At 59.4% G+C, this 12,513-nt stretch carries 9 protein-coding genes and 1 tRNA gene; all 10 read right to left on the bottom strand.

The features are described 5' to 3' along the window. Positions 1-16: 16 nt before the first annotated feature. A complete protein-coding gene (gene rpoC, locus RTH74_RS16350) occupies positions 17-4,216 on the bottom strand; it encodes a DNA-directed RNA polymerase subunit beta' (RefSeq protein ID WP_316915365.1) in 4,200 nt (1,399 codons plus the stop codon). 63 nt (positions 4,217-4,279) lie between these two features. Beyond that, positions 4,280-8,353 carry a DNA-directed RNA polymerase subunit beta gene (gene rpoB, locus RTH74_RS16345; RefSeq protein WP_106735660.1) on the bottom strand — a complete coding sequence of 1,358 codons (4,074 nt, stop codon included), beginning with the start codon at positions 8,351-8,353 and terminating at the stop codon, positions 4,280-4,282. A gap of 221 nt (positions 8,354-8,574) precedes the next feature. Further along, on the bottom strand, positions 8,575-8,943 hold the full coding sequence (gene rplL / locus RTH74_RS16340; protein ID WP_106735659.1) for a 50S ribosomal protein L7/L12: 369 nt from the start codon (positions 8,941-8,943) through the stop codon (positions 8,575-8,577). A gap of 80 nt (positions 8,944-9,023) precedes the next feature. After that, complete coding sequence (rplJ, locus tag RTH74_RS16335) at positions 9,024-9,524, bottom strand: 50S ribosomal protein L10 (RefSeq protein ID WP_037001815.1); 501 nt, start codon at positions 9,522-9,524, stop codon at positions 9,024-9,026. Positions 9,525-9,736: 212 nt separating this feature from the next. Next, entirely contained in the window at positions 9,737-10,432 is a 696-nt protein-coding gene (gene rplA / locus RTH74_RS16330; RefSeq protein WP_099526260.1) for a 50S ribosomal protein L1, read from the bottom strand. Continuing rightward, positions 10,432-10,863, bottom strand: a complete 432-nt coding sequence (rplK, locus tag RTH74_RS16325; RefSeq protein WP_004373444.1) for a 50S ribosomal protein L11 — start codon at positions 10,861-10,863, stop codon at positions 10,432-10,434. The genes rplA and rplK overlap by 1 nt, the downstream gene beginning before the upstream one ends. Before the next feature lie 119 nt (positions 10,864-10,982). Next, a complete protein-coding gene (nusG, locus tag RTH74_RS16320; protein WP_004373446.1) occupies positions 10,983-11,516 on the bottom strand; it encodes a transcription termination/antitermination protein NusG in 534 nt (177 codons plus the stop codon). Positions 11,517-11,525: 9 nt separating this feature from the next. Further along, positions 11,526-11,894, bottom strand: coding sequence for a preprotein translocase subunit SecE (secE, locus tag RTH74_RS16315; protein WP_004373448.1), 369 nt, complete (start codon positions 11,892-11,894; stop codon positions 11,526-11,528). Positions 11,895-11,936: 42 nt separating this feature from the next. Then, positions 11,937-12,012 (bottom strand) — tRNA-Trp (locus tag RTH74_RS16310). Between the two features lie 53 nt (positions 12,013-12,065). After that, on the bottom strand, positions 12,066-12,513 hold a 448-nt coding region (locus RTH74_RS16305), incomplete at its 5' end, for an EF-Tu/IF-2/RF-3 family GTPase (RefSeq protein ID WP_316915364.1).

Here is a 12,513-nt window from a genome sequence, read left to right as displayed (position 1 = left end):
CTAGCGAGGCTTCGACTCAATTTCCGCTGGAGTTCAGCGCTTCGGTCAGTGCGGCTTCCACCTCACTGGCGCTGACGCGCACCGGCTTGTCGGCATCACGCTTGCGCTTGCGCTCGCTGTGATAGGCCAGACCGGTACCAGCCGGGATCAGGCGACCCACGACCACGTTCTCTTTCAGACCACGCAGGTAGTCGCGCTTGCCAGTAACCGCTGCCTCGGTGAGGACGCGGGTGGTTTCCTGGAAGGACGCAGCCGAGATGAACGACTCGGTGGACAGCGACGCCTTGGTGATACCCAGCAGTACGCGGGTGTACTTGGCGACAAACTTGTCCTCTTCAGTCAGACGCTCGTTCTCGCCCAGAACCTGGGTGAGCTCCATTTGATCGCCCTTGATGAAGGACGAATCGCCGGACTCGCTGACTTCAACCTTACGCAGCATCTGACGCAGGATGGTCTCGATGTGCTTGTCGTTGATCTTCACGCCCTGCAGACGGTAAACGTCCTGGATCTCGTTGACGATGTACTTGGCCAGCGCGCTCACACCCAGCAGACGCAGGATGTCGTGCGGATCGCTCGGGCCGTCGGAGATAACTTCGCCGCGGTTCACTTGTTCGCCTTCGAAGACGTTCAGGTGACGCCACTTCGGAATCAGCTCCTCGTACGGATCGCTACCATCGGTCGGGGTGATGACCAGGCGGCGCTTGCCCTTGGTCTCTTTACCGAACGAAATGGTGCCGCTGATTTCGGCCAGGATCGAAGCTTCCTTCGGACGACGGGCTTCGAACAGGTCGGCAACGCGCGGCAGACCACCGGTGATGTCGCGAGTTTTCGAGGTCTCTTGCGGGATACGGGCGATAACGTCACCGACCGCGATCTGCGCACCGTCAGCCACGCCGACCAGGGCGTTGGCTGGCAGGAAGTACTGAGCGGGAACGTCGGTACCCGGCAGCAGCAGTTCCTTGCCGTTGGCGTCGACCATCTTGATGGCCGGACGAATGTCCTTGCCAGCAGCCGGACGATCCTTCGGATCGAGAACCTCGATGTTGGTCAGACCGGTCAGTTCGTCGGTCTGACGCTTGATGGTGATGCCCTCCTCCATGCCGACGAAGGTCACGGTACCCTTCATTTCGGTCACGATCGGGTGGGTGTGCGGGTCCCACTTGGCGACGATGGCGCCAGCGTCGACCTTGTCGCCTTCCTTCACGGAAATCACGGCACCGTACGGCAGCTTGTAGCGCTCACGCTCACGACCGAACTCGTCAGCCACAGCCAGCTCGCCGGAGCGGGAAACCGCTACCAGATTGCCGTCCACGCGCTCGACGTGCTTGAGGTTGTGCAGACGGATCGCACCACCGTTCTTCACCTGGACGCTGTCGGCAGCCGAAGTACGGCTTGCAGCACCACCGATGTGGAAGGTACGCATGGTCAGCTGGGTACCCGGCTCACCGATGGACTGGGCGGCGATAACGCCGACAGCTTCACCGATGTTGACCTGGTGACCACGAGCCAGATCGCGGCCGTAGCACTTGGCGCAGATGCCGAAGCGGGTTTCGCAGGTGATCGGCGAACGCACGACCACTTCGTCGACGCTGTTCAGCTCGATGAACTCGACCCACTGCTCGTCGATCAGGGTGCCGGCCGGAACGATGACATCCTCGGTGCCTGGCTTGAACACGTCCTTGGCGATCACTCGACCCAGTACGCGCTCACCCAGCGGCTCGACCACGTCGCCGCCTTCGATGTGCGGCGTCATCAGCAGACCGTGCTCGGTGCCGCAATCGATCTCGGTCACCACCAGGTCCTGGGCCACGTCGACCAGACGACGAGTCAGGTAACCGGAGTTCGCGGTCTTCAGTGCGGTATCCGCCAGACCTTTACGAGCACCGTGGGTGGAGATGAAGTACTGCAGAACCGACAGACCTTCGCGGAAGTTCGCGGTGATCGGCGTTTCGATGATGGAGCCGTCCGGCTTGGCCATCAGACCACGCATACCGGCCAGCTGACGGATCTGGGCGGCGCTACCACGAGCACCGGAATCCGCCATCATGTACATGGAGTTGAAGGACTCCTGCTCGACGGTCTTGCCTTCGCGATCGACAACCGGCTCTTTCGAGAGGTTGGCCATCATCGCCTTGGAGACTTCATCGTTGGCCTTCGACCAGAGGTCGATCACCTTGTTGTACTTCTCGCCCTGGGTAACCAGGCCGGAGGCGTACTGCGACTCGATTTCCTTCACTTCCTCGGTGGCAGCGTCGATGATGCGCGCCTTCTCGTCCGGGATGACGAAGTCGTTCACGCCGATCGACACACCGGAGATGGTCGAGTAAGCGAAACCGGTGTACATCAGCTGGTCAGCGAAGATGACGGTGTCCTTCAGACCAACGGTGCGGTAGCACTGGTTGATCAGCTTGGAGATCGCCTTCTTCTTCATCGACTGGTTGACCACGTCGTAGGACAGGCCGGCCGGTACGATCTGGAACAGCAGCGCACGGCCGACGGTGGTGTCGACGATACGGGTGTTCTTGGTGATGCTGCCGTCGCGGTCTTTGATGACCTCGTTGATACGCACTTTCACACGGGCGTGCAGGGACGCTTCGCCCGCGCGGAACACGCGGTCGACTTCCTGCAGGTCGGCGAATACGCGACCTTCGCCCTTGGCGTTAACGGCTTCGCGGGTCATGTAGTACAGACCCAGTACAACGTCCTGCGACGGCACGATGATCGGCTCACCGTTGGCGGGCGACAGGATGTTGTTGGTCGACATCATCAGCGCACGCGCTTCGAGCTGGGCTTCCAGCGTCAGCGGCACGTGAACGGCCATCTGGTCACCGTCGAAGTCGGCGTTGTACGCGGCGCAGACCAGCGGGTGCAGCTGGATCGCTTTACCTTCGATCAGTACCGGTTCGAACGCCTGGATGCCCAGACGGTGCAGGGTCGGTGCACGGTTGAGCAGTACGGGGTGTTCGCGAATCACTTCAGCGAGAACGTCCCACACTTCCGGCAGCTCACGCTCGACCATCTTCTTGGCAGCCTTGATGGTGGTCGCCAGACCACGCATTTCCAGCTTGCCGAAAATGAACGGCTTGAACAGCTCGAGGGCCATCTTCTTCGGCAGACCGCACTGGTGCAGACGCAGGGTCGGGCCTACGGTAATAACGGAACGACCGGAGTAGTCCACGCGCTTACCGAGCAGGTTCTGACGGAAGCGACCTTGCTTACCTTTGATCATGTCAGCCAGTGACTTCAGCGGACGCTTGTTCGAGCCAGTGATGGCGCGACCGCGACGGCCGTTGTCGAGCAGTGCGTCGACCGCTTCCTGCAGCATGCGCTTTTCGTTGCGCACGATGATGTCCGGCGCGGACAGATCGAGCAGGCGCTTCAGACGGTTGTTACGGTTGATCACGCGGCGGTACAGGTCGTTCAGGTCGGACGTGGCGAAACGGCCACCATCGAGCGGAACGAGCGGGCGCAGATCCGGCGGCAGAACCGGCAGAACAGTCAGCACCATCCACTCCGGCAGGTTGCCGGAGTCCTTGAACGCTTCCATCAGCTTCAGGCGCTTGGACAGCTTCTTGATCTTGGTCTCGGAGTTGGTCTGCGGAATCTCTTCACGCAGGCGGCCGATCTCGTGATCCAGGTCGATGGCGTGCAGCAGCTCGCGAACGGCCTCGGCGCCCATGCGCGCGTCGAAGTCGTCACCGAACTCTTCGAGGGCTTCGAAGTACTGCTCGTCGTTCAGCAGCTGACCCTTCTCGAGGGTGGTCATGCCCGGGTCGATCACGACGTAGCTCTCGAAATAGAGCACGCGCTCGATGTCACGCAGGGTCATGTCCATCAGCAGGCCGATACGGGACGGCAGCGACTTCAGGAACCAGATGTGGGCAACCGGCGAGGCCAGCTCGATGTGCGCCATGCGCTCACGACGAACCTTGGCCAGGGCGACTTCAACGCCGCACTTCTCGCAGATCACACCGCGGTGCTTGAGGCGCTTGTACTTACCGCACAGGCACTCGTAGTCCTTTACCGGGCCAAAGATCTTGGCGCAGAACAGGCCATCGCGCTCTGGCTTGAAGGTACGGTAGTTGATGGTTTCCGGCTTTTTAACTTCACCGAACGACCACGAACGGATCATCTCAGGCGAGGCCAATCCGATACGGATGGCGTCGAACTCTTCGATCTGACCCTGGTTTTTCAGCAAATTCAGTAGGTCTTTCAAGGCCTTTCCTCCTGGCGGAGCGGGCAGCGGGCTGGACTAGCCCCGCTGCCGATTCACGTCGTGTTATTCGGTTTCCAGATCGATATCGATGCCGAGCGAACGGATCTCTTTGATCAGTACGTTGAAGGACTCGGGCATGCCCGGCTCCATACGGTGATCGCCATCCACGATGTTCTTGTACATCTTGGTACGGCCGTTCACGTCGTCCGACTTCACGGTCAGCATTTCCTGCAGGGTGTAGGCGGCGCCATAGGCTTCCAGTGCCCAGACCTCCATCTCCCCGAAACGCTGACCACCGAACTGCGCCTTACCACCCAGCGGCTGCTGGGTAACCAGGCTGTAGGAACCAGTGGAACGGGCGTGCATCTTGTCGTCCACCAGGTGGTTCAGTTTGAGCATGTACATGTAGCCGACGGTGGTCGGACGCTCGAACTGGTTACCGGTACGACCGTCGAACAGGCGCATCTGGCCGCTCTCCGGCAGATCAGCCAGCTTCAGCATGGCCTTGATCTCGGTTTCCTTGGCGCCGTCGAACACGGCAGTCGCCATCGGTACACCGCCCTTGAGGTTCTTCGCCAGCTCGAGGATCTCGGTATCGGAGAACTCGTCGAGGTTTTCCTGACGACCACCGATCTCGTTGTAGATCTCAGCGAGGAACTTGCGCAGTTCGGCGATCTTGCGCTGCTCTTCGAGCATGCGGTTGATCTTCTCGCCCAGGCCCTTGGCCGCGAGGCCCAGGTGGGTTTCGAGAATCTGACCGACGTTCATACGCGACGGTACACCCAGCGGGTTCAGTACGATGTCGACCGGAGTACCGTTGGCGTCGTGCGGCATGTCTTCGACCGGCATGATCACCGAGACGACACCCTTGTTACCGTGACGACCGGCCATCTTGTCACCCGGCTGGATGCGACGACGGATGGCCAGGTAGACCTTGACGATCTTCAGTACGCCCGGAGCCAGGTCATCGCCCTGCTGCAGCTTGCGCTTCTTGTCTTCGAACTTGTCGTCGAGCATCTGACGGCGGTCGGAGATGTAGGCCTGAGCCTTCTCCAGCTGCTCGTTCAGAGCGTCTTCGGCCATGCGCAGTTTGAACCACTGGCCACGCTCAAGACCGTCGAGGAACTCGTCGGTGATCGCAGTGCCTTTCTTCAGACCAGCGCCGCCTTCGGCAGTCGCGCCAACCAGAGCGGAACGCAGACGCTCGAAGGTTGCGCCTTCGACGATACGGAACTCTTCGTTGAGGTCTTTGCGGATCTCGTCCAGCTGCATCTTCTCGATGGACAGGGCACGCGAGTCGCGCTCCACGCCGTCACGGGTGAAGACCTGCACGTCGATGACGGTGCCTTTGGTGCCAGTCGGCACACGCAGGGAGGTGTCCTTAACGTCGGACGCCTTCTCACCGAAGATCGCACGCAGCAGTTTCTCTTCCGGAGTCAGCTGGGTCTCACCTTTCGGGGTGACCTTACCAACCAGGATGTCGCCCGGGCCAACTTCGGCACCGACGTAGACGATACCGGCTTCGTCCAGCTTGTTCAGCGCCGCTTCGCCAACGTTCGGGATGTCAGAGGAGATTTCCTCTGGGCCGAGCTTGGTGTCACGCGCCACGCAGGTCAGTTCCTGGATGTGGATCGTGGTGAAGCGATCTTCCTGAACCACACGCTCGGACAGGCAGATGGAGTCTTCGAAGTTGAAGCCGTTCCACGGCATGAACGCAACGCGCATGTTCTGACCCAGCGCCAGTTCACCCATGTCGGTGGACGGACCGTCAGCCATGATGTCGCTACGCGCAACCTTGTCACCTTTGCTCACCAGCGGACGCTGGTTGATGCAGGTGTTCTGGTTGGAGCGGGTGTATTTGGTCAGGTTGTAGATGTCGACACCGGCTTCGCCAGTTTCGACTTCGTCATCGTTGACACGAACCACGATACGGCTGGCGTCGACCGAGTCGATCACACCGCCGCGACGGGCCACGACGCAGACGCCGGAGTCACGGGCGACGTTGCGCTCCATGCCGGTACCTACCAGCGGCTTGTCGGCGCGCAGAGTCGGTACAGCCTGACGCTGCATGTTCGAACCCATGAGTGCACGGTTGGCGTCGTCGTGCTCGAGGAACGGAATCAGCGAGGCAGCAACGGAAACAACCTGCTTCGGCGAAACGTCCATCAGGGTGACGTCTTCCGGCGCCTTGACAGTGAACTCGTTCAGGTGACGAACAGCTACCAGCTCGTCGATCAGCTGACCCTTGTCGTTCAGGGTCGCGGATGCCTGAGCGATCACATGATCGGCCTCTTCGATGGCGGACAGGAACACGATCTCGTCGGTGACCTGACCTTCCTTGACCACGCGGTACGGGCTTTCCAGGAAGCCGTACTGGTTGGTGCGAGCGTAGGCAGCCAGCGAGTTGATCAGACCGATGTTCGGACCTTCAGGGGTTTCGATCGGACATACGCGACCATAGTGGGTCGGGTGTACGTCGCGGACTTCGAAGCCAGCGCGCTCACGAGTCAGACCACCTGGGCCGAGTGCAGAAACACGGCGCTTGTGGGTGATCTCGGAGAGCGGGTTGTTCTGGTCCATGAACTGCGAGAGCTGGCTGGAACCGAAGAACTCTTTCACCGCCGCCGCAACCGGCTTGGCGTTGATCAGGTCTTGCGGCATCAGGCCTTCGCTTTCAGCCATCGACAGACGCTCTTTGACCGCACGCTCGACGCGCACAAGGCCAACGCGGAACTGGTTCTCGGCCATCTCGCCGACGCAACGTACGCGGCGGTTACCCAGGTGGTCGATGTCGTCGACGATGCCCTTGCCGTTACGGATATCGACCAGGGTCTTCAGTACGGCAACGATGTCTTCCTTGCTCAGCACGCCCGAACCTTCGATCTCGGTGCGACCGATACGACGGTTGAACTTCATGCGGCCCACGGCGGACAGGTCGTAACGCTCGGCGCTGAAGAACAGGTTGTTGAACAGGGTCTCGGCAGCATCCTTGGTTGGCGGCTCGCCAGGACGCATCATGCGGTAGATCTCGACCAGCGCTTCCAACTGATTGGTGGTGCTGTCGATCTTCAGCGTGTCGCTGATGAACGGGCCACAATCGATGTCGTTGGTGTACAGGGTCTCGAAGCGAACCACCTGTGCCTTGGCCATCTTGACCAGCAGGTCGGCGGTCAGCTCGGTGTTGCACTCGGCGATGATTTCGCCGGTAGCTGGGTGCACGATCGCCTTGGCAGTGGTACGGCCAATCACGTAGTCGAGCGGAACTTCCAGCTCTTTGATGCCAGCCTTGTCCAGCTGGTTGATGTGGCGAGCCGTGATACGACGCCCCTGCTCCACGATCACCTTGCCGCTGCCGTCCTTGATGTCGAGAACGGCGACTTCGCCGCGCAGACGCTGCGGAACCAGCTCCAGGTTCAGGCTCTCGCCCTTCACGTGGTAGACGTTGGTGTCATAGAAGGCATCCAGCACTTCTTCAGTGCTGTAGCCCAGTGCACGCAGCAGGACGGAAGCCGGCAGTTTGCGGCGACGGTCGATACGTACGAATACCGCGTCCTTCGGGTCGAACTCGAAGTCCAACCACGAACCGCGGTAAGGAATGATGCGAGCGGAGTACAGCAGCTTGCCCGAGCTGTGGGTCTTGCCACGGTCGTGGTCGAAGAACACGCCCGGCGAACGGTGCAGCTGGGACACGATGACGCGCTCGGTACCGTTGATGACGAAGGTACCGTTTTCGGTCATGAGCGGAATCTCGCCCATGTACACTTCTTGCTCTTTGATGTCCTTGATCGCTTTGTTCGACGATTCTTTGTCGAAAATGATCAAGCGCACTTTCACGCGCAGCGGCACGGCGAAGGTCACGCCACGCAGCACGCACTCCTTGACGTCGAACGCCGGCTCGCCCAGGCGATAGCCGACGTACTCCAGGGCGGCGTTGCCGGAGTAGCTGATGATCGGGAATACCGATTTGAAGGCCGCATGCAGGCCGATGTCGCGGAACTGTTCCTTGCTCACCCCTTGCTGCAGGAATTCGCGGTACGAATCCAGCTGGATGGCCAGGAGGTAAGGCACATCCATGACATCCGGCAACTTGCTAAAGTCCTTGCGGATACGTTTTTTCTCAGTGTATGAGTAAGCCATCAGCGTTCCCCAGCTTGGTCACCTGCTTGTTTGGCCAGCGCCGGCGGCGATGACCAGAAAATCGTGCAAACCCTCGGTTTGCAACCGCCTCTCGGGCGGGATCTTTTCGGCTCCAGGCAGGCTGCTGAACAGCCAACCTAGAACGGAAAAAGGCCGGTGGCAAAAGCCACCAGCCATCAGCCTTGTGCGAATCGCTCGGGCTGTAGACGCAAGGTACGAACTTACTTGAGCTCGACCTTGGCGCCAGCTTCTTCCAGCTTCTTCTTGGCGTCTTCAGCAGCTTCTTTGGTCAGACCTTCAGCGACGACCTGAGGAGCGGTGTCAACCTTCTCCTTGGCTTCTTTCAGGCCCAGACCGGTCAGCTCGCGAACTGCCTTGATCACGTTGACTTTCTTCTCGCCAGCTTCAGTCAGAACAACGTTGAACTCGGTTTGCTCTTCAACAGCGGCAGCGGCAGCAGCCGGGCCAGCGGCAACAGCAGCAGCAGCGGTAACGCCGAAGGTTTCTTCCATCGCTTTGATCAGCTCAACGATTTCCATAACGGATTTCTGGCCGATAGCTTCGATGATTTGCTCGTTAGTCAGAGACATGACTATCAATTCCTGTATTGGGGTGACGGCCTACGCGACCATCAAATTAAACGTTTGATTTCGAAAGAGCTCACGCAGCCTTAGGCAGCGGCAGCTTCTTTCTGGTCGCGAATGGCTGCCAGAGTGCGAGCGAGTTTGCTGGTGGCGCCTTGAATAACGCTCATCAGCTGGGCGATGCCCTCGTCGCGGGTCGGCAGACTTGCCAGTACGTCGATCTGGTTTGCTGCGAGGTACTTGCCCTCGAACGCAGCTGCCTTGATCTCGAACTTGTCCTGACCCTTGGCAAAATCCTTGAACAGACGAGCAGCAGCGCCCGGGTGTTCGTTGGAGAATGCGATCAGGGTCGGGCCTTTGAACACGTCGTTGAGCACGTCGAACTGAGTGCCTTCAACGGCGCGCTTGAGCAGGGTGTTACGCACGACTTTCACGTACACACCAGCTTCGCGGGCCTCTTTACGGAGTCCGGTCATTGCGCCGACGGTCACGCCACGGGCATCAGCCACGACAGCGGACAGACCGGCTTTGGCAGCCTCGTTGACTTCAGCGACGATGGCCTTCTTGTCTTCGAGTTTAATTGCCACGGGTTTACTCCTGGTTTTTACCGTATCGCCAAACCAAAGTTCGGCGGCGTTTTGGTGTCTGATTCGGTAACGAATCGGGAGCACCATCTGCGTAGGCCATCAGGCAAACCTGACGTTTAAAACATGTGTCACCTACGGTCTTGGATAGCCCCCGCCAGGCAGGGACCCCAATCTTTCAAAGCCGGCAGCGCGCACGCTACCGGCCCAATCACTTACGCGTCGAGCGAAGCCTGATCGATGATCAGACCCGGACCCATGGTGGTGCTCAGGGTCACACGCTTGACGTAGATGCCTTTCGAGGTCGACGGCTTCAGACGCTTCAGGTCGGACAGCAGGGCTTCCACGTTCTGCTTCAGCGCAGCGGCTTCGAAGCCGATCTTGCCAACGGAGGTGTGGATGATGCCGTTCTTGTCGGTACGGAAACGCACCTGACCAGCCTTGGCGTTCTTGACAGCGGTAGCGACGTCCGGGGTAACGGTGCCGACTTTCGGGTTCGGCATCAGGCCGCGCGGGCCCAGTACCTGGCCCAGCTGGCCAACAACACGCATGGCGTCCGGAGAAGCAATGACCACGTCATAGTTCAGGTCGCCGGCTTTCATTTCGGCAGCCAGATCGTCCATACCGACTTTGTCAGCACCGGCAGCCAGGGCAGCTTCAGCGCCCGGACCCTGGGTGAACACGGCAACGCGTACAGTCTTGCCAGTGCCGTTCGGCAGAACGGTGGCGCCACGTACAACCTGGTCGGATTTACGCGGATCAACGCCCAGATTCACAGCGACGTCGAAAGATTCGACGAACTTGGCAGCAGGCAGCGAAGCCAGCAGAGTTGCCGCTTCTTCGAAGCTGTAGGCTTTGCCTGCTTCGACTTTCTCGGCGATGGCCTTTTGGCGCTTGGTCAACTTAGCCATTACACACCCTCCACGTTCAGGCCCATGCTACGAGCGGAGCCGGCGATGGTGCGCACGGCCGCATCCAGGTCAGCGGCAGTCAGATCAGCCTGTTTGGTCTTGGCGATCTCTTCCAGCTGAGCACGGGTAACGGTGCCTACTTTAACGGTGTTCGGGCGAGCGGAGCCGCTGGTCAGGCCTGCAGCCTTCTTCAGCAGTACCGATGCCGGGGTGCTCTTGGTTTCAAAGGTGAAGCTGCGGTCGCTGTAAACAGTGATGATCACAGGAGTCGGCAGACCAGGCTCCATGCCCTGAGTCTTGGCGTTGAACGCCTTGCAGAATTCCATGATGTTTACGCCGTGCTGACCCAGAGCGGGGCCGACGGGTGGCGACGGGTTTGCCTGACCGGCTTTAACCTGCAGCTTGATATAAGCCTGAATCTTCTTAGCCATTAGCTACTCCAATTTCGGGTTCGAACGCCTGACGGCTCCCCGAGGTTACTTACGCATTTATCCCAGTGACGACAAAACCCCGCAGCCTAAGGCTGCGGGGTGAGGGATGCCTATGTCAGTTATGCCTTCTCGACCTGACTGAACTCCAGCTCGACCGGGGTGGAGCGACCGAAGATGGTCACAGCAACCTGGATGCGGCTCTTTTCGTAATTCACTTCTTCGACCACGCCACCGAAGTCGGCAAACGGGCCATCGACAACTCGTACCATTTCGCCCGGCTCGAACAGAGTCTTGGGCTTGGGCTTGTCACCGCTATCGGCAACACGACGCAGAATGGCTTCAGCTTCTTTCTCGGTGATCGGCGCCGGCTTGTCGGCAGTACCACCAATGAAGCCCATGACGCGCGGCGTATCCTTGATCAAGTGCCAAGTCGCCTCGTTCATTTCCATCTGCACCAGAACATAGCCAGGGAAGAACTTGCGCTCACTCTTACGCTTCTGACCGTTGCGCATCTCGACCACTTCTTCAGTGGGCACGAGAATCTCGCCGAAGTCATCTTCCATACCAGCCAGTTTCACGCGCTCGATGAGCGAGCGCATGACATGCTTCTCGTAACCCGAGTAAGCATGCACGACGTACCAACGCTTAGCCACGAGACACCCTTAACCAACAATCAGGGAAACAAGCCAACCGAGCAGGGAATCGAGCCCCCACAACAGCAGCGCCATTACCAGAACCACCGCAACCACAATCAGAGTGGTCTGCATGGTTTCCTGGCGGGTCGGCCAAACAACTTTACGAATCTCGACGCGCGCTTCTTTCAGCAGCACCGCGAACGCTTGACCACGAGCAGTCTGAAACGCCACAAAAGCAGCAACAGCAGCCAACGCAACCAAGCCCAGAACGCGATACAGAACCGGCTCAGCAGAGAAGTACTGATTACCGACGACACCCACAGCAACCAGGGCAGCGACAACCAGCCACTTGACCAGATCAAAGCGAGAGTCTTTGGCTTCAGCCTTAACATTCATTCGAGAGGATCCTGTGAAAGACACGCCAGATTCGTTAGAAAATGGCAGGTCAGGAGGGAATCGAACCCCCAACCTGCGGTTTTGGAGACCGCCGCTCTGCCAATTGAGCTACTGACCTAAAGCAAAATCAGGCCGACCATTATGCCGGCCTGAGAGGAACAGATCAACCGATTACTCGACGATCTTGGCAACCACGCCAGCACCAACGGTACGGCCACCTTCGCGAATTGCGAAGCGCAGGCCGTCTTCCATGGCGATCGGCTTGATCAGGGTGACAACCATTTTGATGTTGTCGCCCGGCATTACCATCTCAACGCCTTCCGGCAGTTCGCACGAACCGGTCACGTCAGTGGTACGGAAGTAGAACTGAGGACGGTAGCCTTTGAAGAACGGGGTGTGACGACCACCTTCTTCTTTGGACAGAACGTACACTTCAGCTTCGAACTTGGTGTGCGGCTTGATGGTGCCCGGCTTGGCCAGTACCTGACCACGCTCGACTTCATCACGCTTGGTGCCGCGCAGCAGCACGCCGCAGTTCTCACCAGCACGACCTTCGTCCAGCAGCTTGCGGAACATCTCAACGCCGGTGCAGGTGGTTTTGGTGGTCGGACGCAGACCA

Origin of the sequence: Pseudomonas sp. zfem001, from assembly GCF_032621725.1 — a bacterium.
Lineage (GTDB): Bacteria > Pseudomonadota > Gammaproteobacteria > Pseudomonadales > Pseudomonadaceae > Aquipseudomonas > Aquipseudomonas sediminis.
The sequence above is the reverse complement of the archived record's forward strand: the minus strand, read 5'-3'. Positions and strand labels throughout refer to the sequence as shown.